The organism is Xanthomonas sp. NCPPB 3218, assembly GCF_056725185.1.
Window position 1 is genome coordinate 2543176 of record NZ_CM161516.1, and the last position, 24290, is coordinate 2567465.

A 24290-nucleotide genomic window follows, 5' to 3' on the forward strand; every position below is an offset into this window, starting at 1 on the left:
CGCGGGATGCGGCAACTCGTCGCGTTCCACGTGCCGGTGGCGGGTGCTCCCCCGGCCGATGCGACATCGTTGCGCGATCACCTGCGGCAGATGCTCGCGTCGTACATGGTGCCGTCGCGGTTCATCGACGTTGACGCGTTGCCGCTCACGCCCAATCGCAAGGTCGACCGTAAACGACTGACGCAGATGGCCGAACGATCGGCGGCGGACGAACGCTCGCCGGGTTCGCCCATTCTGGGCGAGGTCGGCATCGAGGATGCCATGGCGTCGATCCGTGAGGCGTGGCGCGACGTGCTGGGCACCTCTCAGTTCGGCGACGACGACGGATTCTTCGACGTGGGCGGCGACTCGGTCTCGGCGATGATGCTCGTGGAACAGATCGCCGTTCGCTTCGGTTGCGAAGTGCCGGTGATCGACGTGTTCCGCCTGGGCTCGATCCGTCGCCTGGCCGGGGACGTATCGGCGAAGGCCACGCGTGCGCCGCAGCCGACCGCCGCCGTGCCTCCTGTGCGGCGCCCCAATGACGTGCCCGTCGTCGGGGCGCCGGCTCCCGCCACATTGCCGCCGACGCAGTCCGACGTCGCCGACTGCGTCGCGATCATTGGCATGTCGTGTCGTTTTCCCGGCGCCACGGACCACGAAGCGTTCTGGGAAAACCTGCTTGGCGGCGTGGAGAGCCTGGATGCGGTGCCGGCGACGGACGCTGCCGATACGCGTACGGCACGGGGATACGTTGCGGCATGGGGCAACATCGAAGGCAAGGATCGCTTCGACGCCGAGTTCTTCCGCGTCGCCCCGCACGATGCGTACCGCATGGATCCGCAGTTGCGCCTGCTTCTCCAGCACGCGTGGAGCGCGGTCGAAGACGCCGGTTACGTGCCCGCCGATATTCCCGATACGGGTGTCTTCACGGCCAGCAGCCATAGCGACTACGCGGGGCTTCTGGCCGCGGGGATGCCCGCTCCCGACGGCATCGTGAGCGATGCCGCGCAGTACGTGTCCTGGCTGATGTCGCAGAGCGGCACCATTCCGACCATGATTTCCCACCGGCTCGGCCTGACCGGTCCGAGCCTGGCGGTGCATTCGAACTGCTCATCGTCGCTGGTGGCGATGCACACCGCGTTCCGCAGCCTCCTGGCCGGCGATGCAAGGCACGCGCTGGTCGGCGCCGCGACGGTGGGTGGCACGACGATCCGGGGTTACATGCACCAGGAGGGCTTGAACTTCTCCCGCGACGGCCGCGTGCGCACGTTCGACGCCACGGCAGACGGCATGGTGGGAGGCGAGGGCGTAGCCGCGCTGTTGCTCAAGCGCGCAGATCTGGCCATCGCGGACGGCGATCACATCTACGCGCTGCTGCGCGGCATCGCCATCAACAACGACGGGGCGCAGAAGGCCGGGTTCTATGCGCCGAGCGTCGATGGCCAGGAAAAGCTGATCCACGGATTGCTGACGTCGACCGGCATACACCCGGAAAGTATCGGCTACGTCGAGGCTCACGGCACCGGGACCACGCTGGGCGACCCGGTCGAAGTGGCCGCGCTGACGTCGGCCTATCGCCGCTTCACCCCCAAGGTGGGGTTCTGCGGCATCGGCTCGGTGAAGACCAACGTCGGTCACCTAGATGCCGCCGCAGGACTGGCCGGCTGCATCAAGGTGGCGCTCAGCCTCAGCCGCGGGCAACTGCCCGCCAGCCTCAACTATCGCGAACCCAATCCACGTCTCAACCTCGACGACTCGCCGTTCCACGTGGTCGACAGCCATCGAGCCTGGCCGGCGGGGAGCACGCCGCGCCGCGCCGCGCTGAATTCACTCGGGATCGGCGGCACGAACGCACATGCCGTCTTCGAGGCATACGACACCATACCCGCCGTGTCGGCGAAGGCCGGCCCCTACGTGGTGATTTTTTCCGCCAGGGAGCGCGCGCAGGTGCGCAGCGCGGCCACACGGCTGCTGCAGTGGTTGCGCCGCCGTAAGCGCGACGATGTGCACGTGTCCCTCGCAGACATTGCCTTCACGCTGCAGGTGGGGCGCGTGGCGATGTCATGCCGCTTCGCGACGGTGGTCGACGACCTCGCCTCGCTGGAAGCCGCGCTCGCCCTCTACGTCGGCGGTACGCTGCCTCCAGGAAATGCGTGGGAAGGCGAGGTCGCCGACCACACGCCGGCGTCCCGCGCCGGTACGGTCGCCGCCAATGTCGCGCCAACCCGGGAGGAGCGCGCCGCGCTCGCCTCGCGCTGGGTCCGCGGCGAGGCGGTGGACTGGCGCGCGTCGCTGCCGGGTGGCCGGTCGCGGCGCGTGTCCTTGCCGTCCTATCCCTTCCGGGAAGACCGGTTCTGGCCCGAGACGTCCCAGGCGACGACCACCGGTCCCGACGTCGAGAACGCGCCGCCGGCATTGCATCCGCTGGTCCAGCGCAACACGTCCACCCTCGGCGGCCAGCGTTTCACATCGCGGTTCACCGGCAGCGAGCACTTCCTTCGCGACCACGTTGTGGGCGGCACACCGGTGTTGCCGGGCGTGGCTTACCTGGAAATGGTACGCGTGGCGCTACGCGAATCGCGCGACGTGGAGGCGGACGTGCCCGCCGCGCTGGCCTTGCGCAACGTGGTCTGGCTGCGGCCCCTTGCCGTGACGGCGGCGGCAACGGTGCACGTCACGCTCGATCCGCTCGACGACGGCGGGTGCGACTACGAGGTATTCCAGTCGGAGGCGGCGGGCGTAAAGACCCTGCACGGCACCGGCCGCGTCGTGCCTACGGCCGGAACGGACGGTCGTGCGGCCCCGGTGCTCGATCTGATGGAGCTTCATCGGCGCTGCGATCGGCGCGTCGACGTATCGGATCTCTACGGCCAGTTCGCCGCGATGGGCATCCACTACGGTCCCTCGCATCGCGTCGTTGCCGAGCTGCACGCGGGCACCAGCCCAAACGCCGATCGCTATGTGCTCGCCCGTCTTCGGTTGCCGCAGGCGTTCGCGGATACCGCGCCGGTTTACGACCTGCACCCGAGCCTGTTCGACGGCGCGCTGCAGTCGACGCTGGGCCTGGTCTTGGACGCGATGGCGTCGCCCGACGAGCCTGTCGACACACGGCCGCACCTGCCGTTCGCCATCGACGACATGGAGATGTTTGCGCCATTGCCAGCCGAAGCCTGGGCGCATGTCCACGTGCAGCAGGGCACGGCGGCCAGCGAACTGCGCAAGTACGACCTCGACATCTGTGACGACACGGGAAGGGTGCACGTGCGACTGCGCGGCTTCGCCAGTCGTGTGTTCGAGGGCCGGCCGGAGCCGTCCGTCGCCGTGGAAACGACGGCGGACGACGCCGAGGCAGGGCTCATGCTGGTGCCGCGCTGGGACACCGCGGTGCCCGATTGGCTCGCCGATCCGTTACCGGCTCCGGACGACGGCGTGATGGTGGTGGGTGCGGAATCGGTGCGGGGACGCGACGTCGCGAATCGCTTTCCCTCCGCGGTATTGCTCCCCGGCGACGCCATAAGGGACGGGCGCTGGGGCGACGCCCTCGCGGCCACCGGGGTGGAGCACATCGTTTGGGTCGCGCCGCCTCCCGTCGAGGATGAGGTGCCGGCATCGTCAATGCTAGGAGCCTTTCGGCTCATCAAGGCGGTACTTGCGAAGGGCCTGGGCGGCCGACCGTTGACGTGGACGATCGTCACCGCCGGTGCGCAGGCCGTACGGGCCGGCGAAGCCGCGGTGCCCGTCCACGCCGCGCTGCATGGACTCGTCGGCTCGATGGCCAAGGAATATCCGCACTGGCGTGTGCGGCTGGTAGACCTGCCGTCGGATGGCGACGCGCCGCTGGACGACATCCTGCGCTTGCCGCCGATGCCTTCCGGCGACGCATGGGCCTACCGCACAGGCGAATGGCACCGTCTCTCGCTGCTGCATTCCGAGATCCCGGCGAAGGGCCCCGCACCGTGGCGCGAGGGCGGCATCTACGTGATCATCGGCGGTGCGGGCGGCCTGGGCGAGGTACTCACGAGGCACCTGGTGTCGGGCCACCGCGCCCGCGTGGTGTGGATCGGTCGGCGTGCACCGGACGCGGCCATCGAAGCCCGTCGCAACGCGTTGGCGAAGTTCGGGCCCAAACCCGACTACGTGCAGGCCGACGCGGGCGACGCCGATGCCCTGGTCGCGGCATGGCAGGACATCGGCCGCACGCACGGCCGCATCGATGGCGTCATCCACGCCGCCGTCGTGCTCTCGGACCGCAGCCTGGCCGAGATGGACGAATCTACCTTCCTCGACGTATTTCGCGCCAAGGCCGACAGCTGCCTCGCGCTGGCCATGGCATGCGAATGGCAGCGGCCTGGCTTCATCGCGTTCTTCTCTTCGGTGCAAGCGTTCTCGCGCAGTCCGGGGCAGGGCAACTACGCCGCAGCCTGCGCGTTCGCCGACGCCTTCGCCGCGAACCTCGGCGCACGCACCGGCACGCCCGTCAGGATCGTCGACTGGGGCTACTGGGGCAGCGTCGGCGTCGTCGCCTCCGCCGCTTACCGTGAACGCCTGGCGGACCAGGGCATTGCCTCGATCGAACCCGAAGACGGCATGGCGGCGCTTGATGCCATCCTGCGTTCGTCGGTGCCGCGGGTGGCTTACGTCAGGGCGCATGCGTCCCTGCGCGACGCCTCTTTGCGCGATGCGGACCGGCTCGTCGCGGCATCGCCAGGGAGCGTCTTCGACACGGGCGGCGAACCGGCGATTGCGCCCCCTGCGGTGCCGGAAGGCTGGGACGAGGTCACCGACGCGCTACGCGACATGGAAGACCGCATCGCCGGTCGGCTGGCGGTCCAGGTCGGCCTGGTGCCCGGCCTGTCGATCGCCGGAGGCGGCAAGGCCGACGGTCCGACGCTGCGCCGGTGGCTCGACGCCACGACGCGCATGCTGCTCGAACGCGGGCTGCTCGAGATCACGTCCGGCGAACCGCGTGCCGTCGCCGGCCTCGTCGCCGACGATGTCGAACGGGCATGGCGATCGAGCCTGCCGGGGTGGCTGGCAGATTCGCACACGCGGGCGCATGCGAGGTTGGCCGAGACGATCCTCGTCGCGTTACCGGAGGTGTTCGCGGGCGAACGATCCGCCACCGAGGTGCTCTTTCCGCAGTCCTCCCTCGATCTCGTCGCCGGCATCTACCGAAATCATCCGGTGGCGGATCATTTCAACGCGATCCTCGTCGCGTCGCTGCTGTCGCTGGTCGAGGCGCGTCGACGGACCGATCCGGAAGCCCGGCTGCGCATCCTAGAGATCGGCGCGGGTACCGGCGGTACCAGCGCAGGCGTGTTCGCCGCCCTGGCGCCCCATGCGCGGCACGTCGCCGAATACTGCTATACCGACGTGTCCCATGCCTTCCTCCTGTACGCCCGACAATATGAAGACGCGGCGCCGTACCTGACGCGCCGGCTGTTCGACGTCGAACGCCCCCCGGCGGAACAGGGTGTGCCGACGGGTAGCTTCGACATCGTGATCGCGGCCAACGTGCTGCATGCCACCAGCGACATACGCCGCACGATCCGTCATGCGAAGGCGACGCTGCGAGAGGGCGGCGCACTGCTGCTGAACGAGGTGAGCACCGCGAGCCTGTTCGGCCATCTAGGCTTCGGGCTGCTCGAAGGCTGGTGGCGCTATGAGGATCCGGCCGTACGCCTCCCTGATTCGCCCGGCCTGTCTCCGTCGGGCTGGACCCGCGTGCTGGAAGACGAGGGTTTCGAAGCGATCCGGTTTCCCGCTTCGCCATGGCACGCGCTGGGCCAGCAGGTGGTGCTGGCGCGCAGCGACGGCCTGGTGCGCGAGGCCGTCCGCCGAGTGCCGCCGCTGCCCGTGGCAGCCGACCCGGGCGATGCATTCCCCTCGACGCCAGCCACGCCAGGCAGTCCGTCGCTCCTGCGCGATCGCGCCATCCTAGCCTTGCGCAAGCTCGTCGCCACGACGTTGGAGATGCCCTTGTCCCGCGTCTCGGCCAGCGAACCGATGGAGAAATACGGCATCGATTCCATCCTCGTCGTACGCATCTGCGCTGCGATGAACGAGGTCTTCGTCGATCTGCGCACCACGCTGTTCTTCGAGCACCGCACCGTCGCCACGCTGGTCGATCACCTGTTGCGGGAGCGGCACGAGAAGGTCTTGCGCTGGGTCGGCGATGACGGGTCGCCGGCCGCCATGGACGCGACGCCGCGGCCGGTCGCGTTTCACGCGCACGCGGCGCCACCGGTCCGGGTCGGCATGCGTGGCCGGCGCCCGACGCGTGGCTCGATGGCCGTGCCCGCCGACGTGGCAATCATCGGTCTGAGCGGTCGTTATCCCGGCGCAGCCGACGTCGACGCGTTCTGGGAGCAACTGGCGACGGGACGGAGCGGCATCGGCGAGATTCCCGCCGAACGTTGGGACTGGAACGCCTATTACGACGAACGCAAGGGCGTGATGGGCTCTATCTACACGAAATGGGGTGGCTTCCTCGACGGAATCGACCTGTTCGATCCATTGTTCTTTGACCTGTCGCCCCGCCAGGCCGAGCACATGGATCCGCAACAGCGCCTGTTCCTCGAACAGGCCTATGCGAGCATCGAGGACGCCGGTTATACGCCCGGCAACCTCAGCTCGACAAAGAAGGTCGGCGTGTACGTGGGCGTGATGAACAGCACGTATCTTCGGGTCGCCAACGACTGGTCCGTGGCGAACCGCGTGTCTTACCTGTTCGACTTCCATGGTCCCTCCATGGCGGTGGACACGGCGTGCTCGTCGTCGCTGACCGCGATCCACCTCGCTGTGGAAGCGCTGCGCAACGGCTCGTGCGATCGGGCGATCGCCGGCGGAGTGAACCTGATCGTCGAGCCCGTGCACCTGCAGGCCCTCTCGGCGATGACCATGCTCACCGGTGGCGATCGCGTGCGTGCGTTCGGCGACGGCGCGGACGGTTTCGTCGACGGGGAGGGCGTGGGGGCGGTGGTTCTCAAGCTTCTGGAAGAAGCCGTTTGCGACGGTGACCACATCCACGGGATCATCCGGGCGAGCAGCCTGAACGCGGGTGGACGCACGCATGGCTACACCGTGCCCAACCCCGTGGCTCAGGCCGCCGTGGTATCTGATGCGCTGCGTCGCGCGGGGGTGCATCCGCGCACGGTCAGTTATATCGAGGCACACGGCACCGGCACGCAACTGGGTGATCCGATCGAGGTGGCAGCGCTGACATCCGCGTTCCGCGAGGGCACCGACGACCGGCAGTACTGCGCGATCGGCTCGGTGAAGAGCAACATCGGGCACACCGAGAGCGCGGCGGGGATCGCGGCGCTCACCAAGGTACTGCTGCAGATGCGCCACGCACAGCTCGCGCCGACGCTGCACGCCGAACCGGCGAATCCGCAGATCGATTTCGCCACGGGCCCGTTCGTCGTGCAGCATCGCCTGGGTCCCTGGCTGCGGCCCGAGGTGGACGTCGACGGCGAACGTCGCGGGTATCCGCGTATCGCCGGCATCTCGTCGTTCGGCGCCGGTGGTGCGAACGCGCATCTTGTCGTGCAGGAGTACATGGCTGACGACGCGACGGCGTCGACCGCCATCGCGGGTAGCCTTCCCGTGCTTGTGGTGCTCTCGGCGAAAACCTCCGACGCCTTGCGCGACCGCGCGCGCCTGCTGCGTGCAGCGATCGTGGCGAAGCGGTACCGCGACACGCAACTCGCATCGATCGCCTACACGTTGCAGGTGGGACGCGAAGCGATGGCATGCCGGCTCGCCTTCACCGCGACCACGATCGACGAGATGGCCCGCAAACTGGCCGCGTTCGTCGATGGCGACACGCGCGACGAAGAGATCCATGCCGGCGAGTCCACGGGAACACAGGGCCTCGACGAACTGCTTGCGTTCGACGACGACATGCGCGACGCCATCGCCCGATGGATGGCGCGCGGCAAGTACGACAAGCTGCTGGCGCTGTGGGTGAAGGGCGTGGCGGTGGACTGGAGCGGCCTGTACGACAGTGCGCGGCCGCCGCGCATCCCGTTGCCGACCTATCCGTTCGCCAGGATGCGATGCTGGATCGATGCTTCCAGTTTCCTCTCCGGCGCGGCGACTCCGGCGACGGGCGCTTCGCGTCTGCATCCGTGGTTGCACGAGAACACGTCCACCCACGCGGGCCTTCGCTTCACCACGCGCTTCAGCGGCGATGAGCACGTACTGGCCGACCACCGGGTGCATGGACGTGCCCTGATGCCCGCCATGGCGTATCTCGACGTGGCCTGCGCGGCCATCGCATGGGGTGCGGGCGACGGGAGTGCCGCGGAGCGCGTATCGCTGCGCCATGTTGCGTGGGTTTTGCCGCTGGTGGCCGACGACCCGGTCACCTTGCACGTGGACGTCCATCCGCCGGCAGGCGACGACATCGGCTTCGAGATCTACACCGAGCCATCACCCGGCCAGCGCCGCGTACACGCACACGGCTACGGCCGCTGGGACGGCGCCGTGCCGGCGGAACAGCTGGACATGGTCGAATGGGAGGTCGGTCGGGATCGCCTCGTCGACGTAGCAGCCTGCCATGCGCGGCTGGCCCGCGACGGCATCGAGTACGGCCCCTATTACCGTGGCCTTCGTGCCGCGTTCTCCGGGGTGGACGCGAACGGCGACCGCTACGTGGTCGCTCACCTCGCCCTGCCGGCGATCGCGGCGACATCGGGGGCCCACGTGCTGCATCCGGCGCTGCTCGACAGCGCGCTGCATGCCGCGGCGATGCTTGATCCGTCCACGGGCGACGGCACGCCCTGGGTGCCCCATGCTCTCGCAGGCGTGAGCATCGATACGGCGGCGGAAGACATCGCCTTTGCGGTGCTCACCCAGGCGACGGAAAGCGATGCGAACCTTCGACGGCTGGACGTGCGGCTGTGCGATGCCCGGGGACGAGTGCGCGTTCGGCTTTCGGGCCTGAGCGCCCGGCGGTTGCCACCAGGCGCGGGACTGGGGAACAGCGTGCCGACAACGGTCCTTTCAACGCGTCGCTGGCGCGACGCACCGGTGCTTTCCCAGAGCCATGACGGAGAGATCCGTCTCGTGTTGCTGTGCAGCCATGCCGACGACAAGGCGGCATGGGAAGAGCTCGCGCGGCGTCTGCCGGATGACCCACGCACGCGTTGCGAGTCCGCAAGGGTGGCCGAACCGGAGGGCTGCGACGCAGCGAACCGTTACGAACACCTTGGCTGGCACGTCATCGAACACGTGCGAGGGCTGCTGGAAGGACGCGTGCGCGAACGCGCGCTCGTGCAGGTTGTCATTGGCGACGCGCCGGAAGACGCCTTGTCGTCGGGCATCGTCGGGCTGCTTCGTTCTGCGCAACTGGAGAACCCACTGCTGCGCGGACAACTCATCTCGCTCGACACGTCGGCCGGCGTCGAGCGGTGGCTGGAGGCCCTGCGGGAAACGGCCACGACTTCCGACGAGGAGATCCGATACCGGGGCGCGTCGCGAGAAAGCGCGTCGCTGGCGGAATTGCCAGCGCTGACCGGCGCGTCGCCCTACAAGGCCGGGGGGGTGTACCTCGTCACGGGCGGACTCGGCCGCCTCGGGATGCTGTTCGCCCGCGACATTCTCGACCATGCTCCGCGCGCGCACGTGATACTGGCCGCACGCGGCGAACCCGATGGCGAAACCGCGGCCCAGTTGCTCGCATGGACGAACGCGGGGCATATCGTCGATCACCATCGGGCCGATTGTGCGGATCCGGACGACGTCACGCGGCTGGTAAACGAGATCGAACGGTCACATGGCGCGCTGGACGGTGTGATTCACGCAGCCGGCGTGCTGCGGGATGGGTTCCTGCTGGCGAAGAGCAGGGACGATTATCTTGCCGTGCTTCGGGCCAAGGTGCATGGCGTCGTCCAGCTGGATCGGGCAATCGGAGCACGGGCGCTCGACTTTTTCGTGATGTTTTCCTCGGTGAGCGGCACGTCCGGCAACGTCGGTCAGGGTGATTACGCGGCGGCGAACGGATTCCTCGACGCCTATGCGGCGGACCGGCAGGCGCGCGTGAGCAGGGGTGAGCGTCATGGTCGCACCGTATCTATCGGTTGGCCTCAGTGGGAAGAGGGTGGCATGCGCCTGCCGCCGCTGGTCGGCGAAATGCTGCGCGCGAGCGGACGGCTCGCCTTGACAACCCCGGATGGCCTGGCGGCATTCCGCGCGGCTCTCGCTTGCGATGCGGCGCACGTGCACGTGCGCCGCAGACAAGGGCTGGATGCGTCGACGTCCCCCGCCGCGCTCGTGACCACGGCGCTTCCGCCACCTGTCGCGATGACCTCTCGCGACGCGTCGCGGCACCCGGCCGTGGATCGGTTGCGAGAGGCGGTGGCCACCCAACTCAAGATCGCGCCCGCGCAGATCGACGCACGAGCGCCGTTCTCGCGCTATGGCGTCGACTCCATCCTTGTCATGCAGTTGACCGCGGAACTGGAAAAAATCTTTGGCCCCTTGCCGAAGACGCTGTTCTTCGAATATCCGACCCTGGACGCTTTGCATACCTACTTCGTCGAGACCCACTCCGACGCGCTGCATCGCTGGGTTGTCCGGGAAGATGTACCGGAGCCTTCCCTCGCCGTTCCTCGGGCGAGCGGCTTCGCGCCAGCGGCCGCGCGTGCGCCGGTCGAGGAAGGATCCGATCCCGGCAGCCGTATCGTCATCGTTGGCCTTGAAGGCCGCTTCCCGCAGGCGGCGAACGTTGAAGAATTCTGGGAAAAACTGCGCGCGGGTGCCGACTGCGTAGAGGAGGTACCGGCCGAACGCTGGGACGTCGCGCGGTATTTCGATCCGCGCAAAGGTGAGCCTGGCAAGACCTACGGCAAGTGGGGTGGCTTCATCGAGGGTGTGGATGCGTTCGATCCGTTGTTTTTCGGCATGTCGCCGCGCGAGGCGGAGCTGACCGATCCGCAGCAGCGCCTGTTCCTGGAAACCGTCTGGAATCTGCTCGAGGGATGTGGATATACGCGTGATGGCCTTGCCGCGCGGTTCGGCGGCAAGGTGGGCGTCTATGTCGGTTCGATGTACAACCGCTACGACGGATTGCGCCAGGAAGCCGGCGCGGTATCGCAGTCGCTGCAAAGCGCCGTGGCCAACCGGGTGTCGCATTACTTCGGTTTGAACGGGCCGAGCGTGGCGGTAGACACGATGTGCTCGTCGTTCGCGGTGGCGCTGCACCAGGCCTGCGCCGACCTGCGCCGTGGCGACGTGGCGATGGCCATCGCCGGCGCGGTGAACCTGTCGCTCGATGGGCACAAGTTCGTGGCGTTGAGCCAGTCGCAATTGCTGGGCAGCCGCGCGGAGCGGCGTGCTTTTGGCGATGGCGACGGCTACCTGCCGGCGGAAACCGTGGGCGCGGTACTGTTGAAGCCCTTGCGGACGGCCGAACGCGACGGCGACGCCATCTGGGGTGTCGTTCGCGGCTCGGCCGTCAATCATGCCGGCGGCATGCAGGCCTACAGCGTTCCCAACCTGCATGCGCAGGTGGAGGTCATGCGCGAGGCGATGCGGCACGCGGCGGTGGCGCCCGGCGAGGTCGGCTACGTGGAGGCGGCGGCGAGCGGCTCGGCACTGGGCGACGTCGTTGAGGTCGCATCCATCGCCCGGGCCATGGAAGGCCAGCCCTGTGCGATCGGATCGGTGAAGTCGAACATGGGTCACGCGGAGGCGGCCTCGGGTTTCTCGCAACTGGCGAAGGTGCTGTTGCAGCTCAGGCACGGCGAACGGGTGCCGACGATCGGCAGCGAGCCGCCGAATCCGAACCTGTCACTGGAGGACACGGGGCTGCATCTGCAGCGGCATCGCGAGTCGTGGACGCGCACGCGCCGGCAAGGGCGCGAGATGCCGCGCCTTGCCCTGATCAATTCGTTCGGTGCCGGCGGCTCCAACGCGAGCCTGCTGGTGGAGGAATACCGCGCGGTGGCGTCGGTGGCGCCGCCGCGTCGCGAGGGGGCACCAGGCCCACAGGTGATCGTGCTGTCCGGCCGCACCGCGTCGGGACGGCGTGCGGTGGCGGCGCGGCTGGCCGACTGGCTGCAGACCGATGCGGGGACCGACCTGGTCGACCTGGCGTACACGCTGCAGGAGCATCGCGAAGCGATGGACTGGCGGCTGGCGATGGTGGCGAGCGACGTGACGGGACTGGTGGGGATGTTGCGCCGTTACCTGGCGTCGGCCGACGACGGCGCGACGGGGCGGCACGAGGGCGATCGGCAAACGGCATCGTCGACGGACGCGGCGCCGGGCGAGGGCGACGCGGCCGAGCGTCTGGCCTGGGCCTGGGTGCGGCACCGGCCGGTGGACTGGTCGGCCTCGCGCGGCACCGGCCCGTTCCGGCGCCTGGCCCTGCCCACGTATCCATTCGAACGCCGGCGTTGCTGGATCACTGACGCAATGCCCGACGGGCGCGCCGACGGCACGCCGGCAACCACCGACGTCGCCGGGACGATCGAACGCTTCTTGCACCGCTTGCTCGGCCTGACCCCGGACGAACTGCCGTGGGACGGGCCTTGGCATACATACGGCGTGGATTCGATCGTGGGCATGCGCCTGCTGCGCGAGTTGAATGACGCCTTCGGCATCCGCCTCATGGGGCGCGACCTGCTGACCGCACGCACGCTTCGCCGACTGGCGACGTTGGTGCGGGACCGCATCGCTTCCCGTCCTGTCGCCAGCATGGAGCCCGACGAGGCGGCAGCTGCCGAATACGCATCGGTACCGGACGACGTCGCGCTGACGGAAGGCCAGCTTGGCCTGTGGACACACCAGCAACTGCAGCCGGCATCGTCGGCGTACAACGTGCCGCTGGCGATCCGTTTGGCGGGCGCGGTGGACGGGGAGGCGCTGTCGGCGTCATGGGCGGCGGTGGTGGCCTCGACGCCGCGGCTGGGCGCGGTGGTGGCCGTGGTGGAGGGCGAGCCGCGCTGGCGGCCGGGCGAGGCGGTAGCGGCGCCGGTCGTGGTGGATGCACGGGGCTGGTCGGCCGAGGCGCTGGACGCGGCGATGCGCGGTTATGCGAAGGCGCCGATCGATCTGGCGCAGGGCCCGCTGGCGACGCTGTACTGGCTGACCGGGTCGGCCGAGGGCGAGCGGTTGCTGCTGGTGATCCATCACCTGGTGTTCGACGGGGCGTCGGTGCCGTTGTTGCTGGAGCGTTGGTTGGAGGCCTACGAAGCACATCGGGCGGGTCGGCGGTGGACGCCGCCGGCGTTGCCGGCGACAGACGCGGAGGTGGTGCGGGCCGAGCGGGCGTACCTGGCCGGCGGGTCGGCGGCGGCGGACCGGGCGTACTGGCGTGAGGTGCTGGCCGGTCCGCTGCCGGTGCTGGAGTTGCCGACGGACCGGCCGCGGCCGGTGTCGGGGCCGGTGTGCGGGCGCACGGTGCAGGCGACGGTACCGGCGGCGCAGGGCGAGCGGTTGCGCGCGTTTTGCGCGGCGCAGGGGGTGAACGCGGCGGCGCTGTTCCTGGGGGCGTATGAGTGGCTGCTCTCGCGCACGGCCGGGCAGGACGAGGTGGTGGTGGGGGTGTCCACGCGAGGCCGATGGGACGAGCGCTTCGCCGGGCTGGTGGGGTATTTCGTCAACATGGTGGCGTTGCGCAGCCGGCCGGTGGCGGGGCGGCCGGTGGCGGCATGGCTGGCGGGGGTGCAGGAGCGGCTGGTGGACGCGCTGGATCACGCGGCGTACCCGTTCGCGCGGCTGCTGCGCGAGTTGGGGGCGACACGGACGCCGGGTCGCACGCCGGTGTTCCAGGCCGCGTTCGAGTTCCAGAACGCCACGGTGCTGCGTCACGCGGACGTGGCCGACCGGCTGGCGGCGGTGCTGGGCGGCTCGTTCATGGGGCAGGTGCACCAGGAAGGCGAATACGAGATCGTGCTGGAGGTGGTGGAGGTGGCCGGGGCGTACGTGCTGAAGGTGAAGTACGACGAGCGGCTGTACGACGCGGCGGGGATGGAGGACCTGCTGGGCCATTACCGGCAGGTGCTGGCGGGTCTGGTGGCCGATCCGGATCGACCGCTGGGGGCGGTGCCGCTGATGGACGCGGCCGAGCGGGAGCGGCTGCTGGGCAGGTGGAACGCGACGGCGGTGGCGTACGCGAACGGCGGGGTGCATGCGCTGATCGACGCGCAGGCAGCGCGGCGACCGGAGGCGACGGCGGTGGCGTGCGAGGGCGAAACGCTGGACTACGCGCAACTGGTGGCGCGCAGCGATGCGCTGGGGGCGTACCTGCGGGCTGGCGGTATCGGCCGGGGGGCGCGGGTGGGCGTGTGGATGGAGCGCTCGGTGGACCTGGTGGTGGCGCTGCTGGGGGTATGGAAGGCGGGGGCGGCGTACGTGCCGTTGGCGCCGGAGTACCCGGCGGCGCGGTTGGGGTACATGGTGCGCGACAGCGCGGTGGCCTGTGTGCTGACGCAGTCGCGCGAGCAGGCGGCGGCGCAGGCATGGCTGGGCGAGGTGCCGGCCCTGGCGCTGGACGCGCCGTGGCCGGTGCACGAAGGCGAGGTGCCGGCGGCGCCGGAGACGCGCGCGGACGACCTGGCGTATGTGATCTATACCTCCGGCAGTACGGGACAGCCCAAGGGCGTGATGATCGGCCACGGCGCGCTGGGCCAGTTCCTGCAGTCGATGGCGCGGGAACCGGGGCTGTGCGAGGGCGAACGGCTGCTGGCGGTGACGACGTACAGCTTCGACATCGCCGGGCTGGAGCTGTACCTGCCGCTAATGGTGGGCGGATGCAGCGTGATCGCGACCTCGGCGCAGGCGCGGGACGCGCAGCGGTTGGGCGCGCTGATCGCGTCGAGCGAGGCGTCGGCGATGCAGGCAACGCCGGCGACCTGGCAGATGCTGCTGCAGTCGGGGTGGCGCAACCGGACAGGGATGCGTGTGCTGTGCGGGGGCGAGGCGCTAGGGGAGCAGCTGAAAGACGCGCTGTGCGCGCTGGGCGGGCCGGTGTGGAACTTGTTTGGCCCGACCGAGACGACGGTGTGGTCGACGGTGGAGGCGCTGGATGGGAACCGTGCGGTGAGCATCGGCCGGCCGATCGCGAACACGCGGCTGTACGTGCTGGACGCGGCGTTGGCGCCGGTCGCCCGGGGCTTGCGCGGCGAGCTGTACATCGCCGGCGACGGCCTGGCGCAGGGCTACCTGGGGCGTCCGGGACTGAGCGCGGAACGCTTCGTGCCCGATCCGTTCGGCCCGGCGGGCACGCGGATGTATCGCACCGGCGACCTGGTGCGATACCTGGTCGACGGCCGCGTGCAGTACCTGGGCCGCATCGACGCCCAGGTGAAGCTGCGCGGCTTCCGCATCGAACTCGGCGAGATCGAGGCGGCCCTGCGCGGCATCGACGGCATCGCGCAGGCGGCCGCTTCGACCTTCACAAGCGACGACGGCGAGCGCTACATTACGGCGTACATCGTCACGCGGGAGGAGCAGGACCATGTCGTGGATACGGAAGTCCTGCGTGCCGCGCTGGCCGGCGTGCTGCCCGAATACATGATTCCCTCGGCGCTCGTCCGGCTCGATGCGTTGCCGCTCACGCCCAACGGCAAGGTCGATTACAAGGCTTTGCCCGCGCCAGATTTCAACCAGAACCTGCACGCGTACGTAGCGCCGCGCAATCTCGACGAGCGATGGCTGGCGGCGTTATGGGCGGAGATCCTCCGCGTCGATCGCGTGGGCATGGGCGACAACTTTTTCAGCCTGGGCGGCCATTCGTTGTCCGCCATGCGGATGCTCGCGCGCGTGCGCGAGCGGCTGGCCATCGACGTGCCTTTGCAGAGCCTTTTCGACGCCCCCGTGCTGGGCCACTGGTGCGAGCGAATCGGCGCCCTGCGCGACGAGGCCCGGGAAACGGAAGATGTCCACGACCCGGCATCGGCCGCCGTCCTTGCCCGGGTACTCGCCATGTCCGACGAGGAAGTCGCCAGCGAACTGAACCGGCTGAGGCAATCACTGCATGAAGCATAATAAAGGGAGCGCGTCGGCGCCCTTGGCATCGCTGGACGCCACGCGCGCCGAACTGGTGGCGTTGCTGCTCGGACGCGACCGCGATCCGCAACGCATTCCCCGCCGTTATCCGTCCCATGCCAGCGGCCCGCTTTCCTTTGGTCAGGAATCGCTGTGGTTTCTAGCCGAACTGAATCCGGACAGCCCCGCCTACCACGTGCCTCTGGCATTCCGAATCGATGGACCGCTGGATCCTCGCGCGCTGTCTGTGGCAGTGGCCGAACTCGCCATGCGCCACGAAACCCTGCGCACGCGCTTCGACATGCACAACGGGCGTCCGATACAGATGGTGGACCCGGCCGTTATTGCGCCGACGCTTCGGGTGGTCGACGCCCCGAAAGGCCAAGAGGCCTTGCGGAAGGCCATGGAAGACGAGGCTGCCAAGCCGTTCGATCTCGCACGCGACCACGCATGGCGGATCACGTTGTTCCGTCGGTCGGCTCTCGCATGGTCGTTGTCGATCACTCTTCATCACATCATCTGCGACACCCACTCCGTCGCGGTGCTGATGAGGGACCTCGCTGCGTTCTACCGTGCCGCCATCGCGAACGAACCGCCCGAGTTGTCCGACCTCGATATCCAGTACGCCGACTTCGCGCTATGGCAGCGTGCACGGTTGGGCGATGCGTCGACGGCCGACCAACTGGCATTCTGGAAAGCCCGGCTCGCCGGGCTACCCCGTACGCCGCTGCCCGCGGACAACCCTCGTCCCGAACAGTCTGGTTTCGCGGGCGAACAGTTGTTCACCGCGCTGTCGCCCACGGTCGCCGCGGGCCTGCGCGAACTCGCGCGCGCCGAAGGCGCCACGCTGTTCATGTTGCTGGTCGCGATGGTGCAACGAGTGCTGTCCCGCTGGAGCGGGCAGCGCGAGGTGACCGTCGGCACGCCGGTCGCCAGCCGCACCGCGCGGCAGACAGAAGACCTGGTGGGTTATTTCGCCAATACCGTGCTGCTGCGCACGCGCCTGGACGGGGTGCCGACGTTCCGGGAACTCCTGCGGGCGGTCCGGCAAACGGCGCTCGATGCGTACGCGAACCAGGACGTTCCCTTCGAACGCGTAGTGGCGGAAACCCACGTGCAGGGAGACCTCGCGCGGTCATCGCTGTTCCAGGCGATGGTCGTGCTGCAGCAGGCCGAAGCGACGCTGCCGGCTTTCCCCGATGTGACGTTGTCCCCCGTTGCGATCGGCCGTCACGGCGCGAAATTCGACCTGTCGCTCGAATTCTTCGAGCACGAAGGCGGGCTGGCCGTCCGCTGGGAATATGCCGCGGACGTGTTCCGTGCTGCCACCATCGAACGCCTGGGCCGCGACCTCGTCGCGCTCGCCGGGCAGATCACGGACGATCCGGACCGCGCGCTTACCGACGACGACGTCGTGAACGTCGCGTCGGGTCCCGACGTACCGATCGACACGCGGCGCCTAGTACACGAGTTCTTCGAGGAACAGGTCCGCCAGACGCCGGGGGCCGTCGCGGCATCGCTGGGCGACATGTCGATGTCGTATGCCGGGCTCAACGAGCGCGCCAACCGTTTCGCGCACGAACTGATCGCCCGGGGCGTGGGTCCCGGCGCGGTCGTGGGTCTCTTCTTCGAACGTTCGCTGGAGCTTGCCGTCGCCCTGGTGGGGACGCTGAAGGCCGGTGCGGCCTATCTCCCCCTCGACGTGAGTGCACCGGAAGCGCGCTTGCGCGAACTGATCGCGGACGCCCGCGTCACCATCGTGGCGACGGCGCCATCGATGGAGCTCGCGCTGGCCGGTGCCGCGGGCTCGACCCCGTTATGCCTGGTTGAGCCCAACGCCTTTGGCACGCGACCCTCGTCCGATCCGCTACCGCGTGCGTCGGTGGCTGACCTGGCGTACGTCATTTACACCTCCGGCTCGACCGGCAAGCCCAAAGGCGTGGAAACTTCGCACGCGGCGCTGCTGAACCGGCTGCTCTGGATGCAGGAGACCTACCGCATCGGCGCGGACGATCGCGTGCTTCAGAAGACCCCTTACACGTTCGATGTATCGGTGTGGGAATTCCTCTGGCCGCTGATGAGGGGCGCCACCCTGGTACTGGCCCGCCCAGACGGCCATCGCGACGCGCACTACTTGCGCGAGACGATCCGCGAGCGGGCGATCACCGTGCTGCATTTCGTCCCGTCGATGCTCGAAGCGTTCCTGGCCCAGTCCCCGGACGGCAGGGGATGCCCGTCGCTGCGTCACGTGATCTGCAGCGGCGAGGCACTGACCTCGTCGCTGGTGACACGATGCTTCGATGCTTACCCGGACATCCGCCTGCACAACCTGTACGGCCCCACGGAAGCGGCGATCGACGTCACGTCTTTCGAGTGCCGCGCCGACCATGCGTCGCCCTGCGTGCCGATCGGTGCGCCGATCTGGAACACGCAGACGCACATCCTCGACGAGCGGTTGCGCCCGGTCGCGCCGGGCGCCACGGGTGAGCTTTACCTGGGCGGCATCGGTCTCGCACGAGGGTACCGGCACCGCGCCGCCCTGACGGCAGCGGCCTTCGTGCCCGATCCCTTCGGCGCAGCCCCCGGGGCACGCCTCTACCGCACCGGCGACCTCGCCCGTCGCGATGAGGACGGGCGGATCGAGTACCTCGGGCGGATCGATCACCAGGTGAAGATCCGCGGCGTGCGCATCGAGCCGGGCGAGATCGAATCGGCCGTGCTCGCCACCCCGTGGGCGCGTGAATGCGCGGTGGTGGTCCGCGAACGTGACGGACGCAGGAACCTTGTCGCCTGCGTACGTGCTCCCCATGGCGTCATGCTCGATGCGCAAAGGATGCGCGCCGCCCTGCGTGAGGTCTTGCCAGACCACCTGGTGCCGACAATGATCGAAGCCTGGGATCGTCTGCCGCTCACCCCCAACGGCAAGCTTGATCGACGCGCGCTCATGGATGGCGCGACCACGCGGGCATCCGGGCATGCCGGCGGCGCACCGTCCGGCGATCTGGAAACCCAACTTTCGCGCATATGGGAAGACGTCCTTGGTCGTGCCGACATCGATCCACGCACCGGCTTCTTCGATGCCGGTGGCGATTCCATACTCGCGGTCGCCGTGGCGCGCCGGGTGGCGGAGTCGCTCGCCCCGTCGTTTCGCGTCACCGACCTCTTCCGTCATCCAACGTTACGGAGCATGGCTGCCTGGCTTCGCCAGGTGGTCAGAACGAGCGACGAACCCGCCACAGTGCCCGTGGATACGGCGACCAAACGGTCGCCGTCCGTACCGTCCTACGCCGACTGCGTCGCCATCATCGGCGCGTCCGCGCACGTGCCTGGCGCCGAAGACATCGCGGCGCTATGGGACAACCTGCGCAATGGACGGGAGACCATCGAATTCCTGTCGCCGGCCCAGGCGCGGCACGCCGGCGTGCCCGACGATCTGCTGGCCGATCCCGGCTACGTCGGCGCCCGTGCCACCATCGAGGGCAAGGCATCGTTCGATGCCGCATTCTTTCGCGTAACGGCACGCGACGCGGAACTCATGGATCCGCAGGCGCGACACCTTCTGGAGCACGCGTGGCGCGCGGTCGAGGATGCCGGTTATCGTGCGTCGGACATCTCCGATACCGCCGTGTTCATGTCGGCCAGTTCGACCTTCTACCACGCGGCCGCGTTCACGCAGGCGAAGGCGGTACTGGAGCGCTCGGATGAATACGTAAGCTGGATATGGGCCCAGCCGGGCACATTGCCCACCCTGGTGTCGCACAAGCTGGGGCTTACGGGACCCAGTCTCTTCGTGCATTCGAACTGCTCATCGTCGCTCACCGCGCTGTCGTGCGCCTATCGCAGCATCGTCAGCGGCGAATCGACGCGCGCCCTGGTCGGCGCCGCCACGATCCTGCCTTACGCGCCGCTGGGTTACCTGCATCAACCGGGGCTGCATTTCTCCAGCGATGGCCATCTCAAGGCATTCGACCGCGACGCCGACGGGATGGTGTCCGGGGAGGGTGTTGCCGTGCTCCTGCTCAAGCGCGCCGACGAGGCGATCGCCGACGGCGATCACATCTACGCGTTGCTGCGTGGTATCGCGCTGAACAACGACGGCGCGGACAAGGCGGGTTTCTATGCGCCAGGGGCGGCGGGACAGGCGGCGGTCATCGACTCGCTGCTGCGCACAACGGGCATTGATGTGGAAAGCATCGGTTATGTCGAGGCCCACGGCACCGGCACGCCGCTGGGCGATCCCGTCGAGTTCGGCGCTCTGTGCGAGGCGTACCGGCGGCATACTGACCGCGTGGGCTTCTGCGGGCTCGGTTCGATCAAGAGCAATATGGGCCATCTGGACACGGCCGCCGGGCTCGCCGGCTGCCTGAAGGTCATACTGAGCCTCGTTCACGCGCGCATCCCGCCGACCCTCCACTTCAAGGCGGCCAATGTGCGTATCGATCTGGCGGGCTCGCCGTTCCACGTGGTCGACCGACTGGCCGACTGGCCGGCGGGGACCACGCCGCGTCGCGCGGCATTGAGCTCGTTCGGCATCGGCGGTACCAATGCGCACGCGATCTTCGAGGAATGGATCGAGCCGCCCGATGCGGCGCAACCCGCCGACGCGGCGCCACGATTGCTGCCCCTTTCCGCGCGCGGCGAACCGCAGCGGGATGCGTATGCGCGGGCGATGCTTTCGTTTTTGGACGGTATCGACGAAGACGCGAACGGCCAGGCGACACTGGACCGCATCGCATTCACCCTGCAGAACGGTCGCGAAGAGATGAGGTATCGCCTGGCCGTGGTTGCGACCTCCCTCGACGAGGCACGCGACAGGTTGCAGCGCCACATCGCCGGCGAAACGGCGGTCGACGGCGTGTACCTCGGCGACCCGGAGCAAGGGAACGGAACGAAGGCGGCGAGCGAAGAACGTGCCGGGCGGGCGCTGGATGCGTGGCTGGGTGGCGGTGCGACGAGGCTCTTGCCCGAAGCGTGGGTGAGCGGCGTGGCATTCGACTGGAAGCGACTCCATCGCGAGCGGCCGCCTCGACGCATATCGTTGCCCACGTATCCTTTCGATCGGCAGGATTACTGGATCGGCGGCGCGACGCCGCCCGCGTCGCTCGCCGTGACGACCGACGCGGCGGTGGACATCGTGACGGCGCGCGAGGCCTGGATTCCTGTCGATGCGACACCGGTGTCGACGGTCGTTCGTCGCGTGCTGCTGGTGGCACCCGACGCTTCGCTGACCAACCTCTGCACGCAGGCCTGGCGAACACACGACGCCGATGACGGCGTGGTCGTGATCGGCCTGGGCGATACCGACGCGGACGGCTGGCGGCGCGCGCTCGTCGAGGCTGCCACGCGGCATGGTGCGTTCAATGCGATCGTGTATGCGGGGGGGATGTCGCGGGCCGCGGACGAGGTCGCCACGATGAACGCGCTGCGTTTCGCCCAGGCATTCGCCGCCGCCGGCATTACATGCGATCAGCTTTTGCTGTGCGTGGCGTACGACGACGCGCGCTCGCAGGCACATGCCGAGTCGTGGATCGGCCTGGAGCGTTCCCTTCGGGTGCTGGCACCGGAGCGTTCGCTAGGGGTGCTGTTGAATGAAGGACACCTCGGGGACGAGGCGTCGGTCCGGTCGTGGGTCGGGCGGGTGCGTGCGGAACTGGGCACGGCGACGCTGCGCAGCGTGCGCCACGGGCGTGACGGACGGTACGAGCTACGGATCGAGGAACGGTCGCTGCCGACCGGTCCGTCGGTCATCCGCCAGGGAGGGGTGTACTGGATCACGGGCGGCGCAGGTGGGTTGGGCGCGCGGGTGGCGCGTTACCTCATCGAACGCCACGCGGCACGGGTGGTGCTCAGCGGCCGGCGCGTGCTGGCCGACGCGCAGCGGGCGGGCCTGCTCGAAGGCAGCGAAGACCGCTTGATTTACGTGGCGGCAGACGTCACCGACGAGGTGGCGATGCACGCCTGCGCAGCGACGGCGGTCGAACGTTTCGGTTCGATCGACGGCGTATTCCACGTGGCGGGCGTGATCGGCGAGGGCTCGATCCTGGAGAAAACGGCGCAGGCGTTCGCGCGGGTGCTGGCGCCGAAGATGCGTGGCACCGAGGTGCTCGACGCGGTGCTGCGCAAGCACGCGCCGGCGTTCATCTGTTACTTCAGTTCGACGTCCGCCGTGCTGGGCGACTTTGGCGGCGGCGACTACGCCATCGGCAACCGCTTCCAGATGGCGTGGGCCGACCGCATGTCGTCCGCCGACGGCATACGCCGCGTGGCGATCGACTGGCCTGCCTGGGCCGAGGGCATGCGCGGCGGTGACGAGGACGGCCGGCGCACGTACCTACGATCAAGCGGATTGCATGCGCTCGAGGCGAACGAGGGGCTCGACATCCTCGAGCGTTGCCTGGCCGATCCTTCCGCGCATTATGTGGTAATGGCGGGTGACCGGTCGCGTATCGAGCGAACACTGGGCTTGCGCGACATGCCTGCCGCTAAAATGCGCGCCCCGGTCCTCACGCTCCCGAGTGAAGATCCGTCGTGGCACGGCCTGACTGTGAAGGAATCGCTGCACGACGATCTCAGGCGGCAGGTGGCGGAACTGCTCAGGCTCGCCGACGACAAGGTCACGCTGCACGACAACATCACCGACTTCGGTTTTGATTCCATCACCCTGGCACAGTGGTCGCGCCACTTGGGTCGCCATTTCGGCATCGCCTTCACGCCCGCGTTGTTCTTCACGTATTCGACGATCGATAAGATCGCCACCCATCTCCTGGCCGTGCATGCGCCACGCATGAACGCGTTCTATCGCCCGGACACCGCGTCGCGCGCAGACACGGTACCCATCGCCACCTCGACGGCTAACGTCGACGCGAAGCCCGTTCTTCTGCGCGAACTGGTGGAAGACGTCGCCGAGCCCATCGCGATCATCGGCATGAGCGGACGCTTTCCGCAGGCACGCGACATCGGAGCCTTCTGGAGCCTGCTCGTCGAGGGGCGCAGTGCCATCGAGGAGATCCCCCTGGAGCGGTTCGACTGGCGGGAGCCGTACGCGAACCGGGCCATCCTCGGTAAGTGGCTCGGCGCGTTACCCGGCGTGGCGGAGTTCGATCCGCTGTTCTTCGACATCTCGCCGCGCGAGGCGCTGGGCATGGACCCGCGGCAGCGCCTGCTCATGCAGGAAGCATGGAACGCACTAGAGAACGCGGCTGTCGGCGAATCCCTCGCGGCCACGCAGAAGATCGGCGTGTTCGTCGGCGTGGAGCAGGGCGAATACCAGCAGATCGCGGGAAGCCAGGGCACGCTGACGAGCAATCACGATGCGATCCTCGCGTCGCGCCTGTCGTATTTCCTCAACCTGCGCGGGCCGGCGATGGCGATCAACACGTCGTGCTCGTCGGGCCTCGTGGCGGCGCACCAGGCGTGCCAGAGCCTGCGCGCGGGCGATTGCGACACGGCGATCGCCGCGGCGGTGAACCTGATGCTGACCCCGCACGCGTGGTGGGGCATGAGCCAGGCGGGGATGCTGTCCGAGGATGGCCGCTGCCGCGCGTTCGACCGGCGGGCGAACGGCCTGGTGCCGGGCGAGGCGGTGGTGGCGGTGGTACTCAAGCGGTTGTCGCGGGCGCAGGCCGATGGCGACCCGATCCACGCGGTGATCGTGGGCAGCGGGATCAACTACGACGGCCGGACCAACGGCATCACGGCGCCGAATGGGGCGGCGCAGGCCGAACTGATCGGCGAGGTGCAGGCACGGGCGAAGGTCGATCCGCACCAGATCGGTTACGTGGTGACGCACGGCACGGGCACGCGGCTGGGCGACCCGGTGGAGATCAATGCGCTGGACGAGGTGTTCGGAGCGAAAACGCCGGCGACGGGGTTCTGCGCACTGACCTCGGTAAAGGGCGCGGTGGGCCACACGTTCGCGGCGGCGGGTCTGGTGAACCTGGTGTGCGCGGTGCAGGCGCTGACGCAGCGGACGATCCCGCCGAGCCTGTATTGCGAGGAGCGCAGCGATTACATCGACTGGTCGCGCAGCGCGTTCGAGGTCAATCGCGAACGGCGGGAGTGGGTATCGGCGACGCCGCGGGTGGCGGCGGTGAGCGCGTTTGGGATGAGCGGCACGAACGCGCACATGCTGGTACGCGAATACGAGGCGCCGGCGTTGGCGGACGAGGGCGGTCCGGCCTACTGGCTGCTGGCGGTGTCGGCGAAAAGCGAGGAGGCACTGCGCGAGCGCTTGGCGGCCCTGGCGAGGACTCTGCGGGAACGCACGTGGAGCGCGGCGGCAGTGCGTTCGTTGGGCTACACGCTGCTGT

At 68.7% G+C, this 24290-nt stretch carries 2 protein-coding genes (both only partly in view); both read left to right on the plus strand.

Annotated features, from left to right (window positions below; all coding sequences use genetic code 11):
- Positions 1-15981 carry the 3' portion of an amino acid adenylation domain-containing protein gene (locus tag AC1PLS_RS10845; RefSeq protein ID WP_481103662.1) on the plus strand. The gene continues 2757 nt to the left of window position 1, outside the view, so 15981 of the gene's 18738 nt are visible here — the last part of the coding sequence; the start codon falls outside the window, past its left edge; it ends in the stop codon at positions 15979-15981.
- Positions 15971-24290, plus strand: the 5' portion of a protein-coding gene (locus AC1PLS_RS10850) for an amino acid adenylation domain-containing protein (RefSeq protein ID WP_481103663.1). The gene runs 7976 nt beyond the window's last position; only the first 8320 of its 16296 coding nucleotides appear in the window; it begins with the start codon at positions 15971-15973; its stop codon lies beyond the right edge, outside the window. The genes AC1PLS_RS10845 and AC1PLS_RS10850 overlap by 11 nt, the downstream gene beginning before the upstream one ends.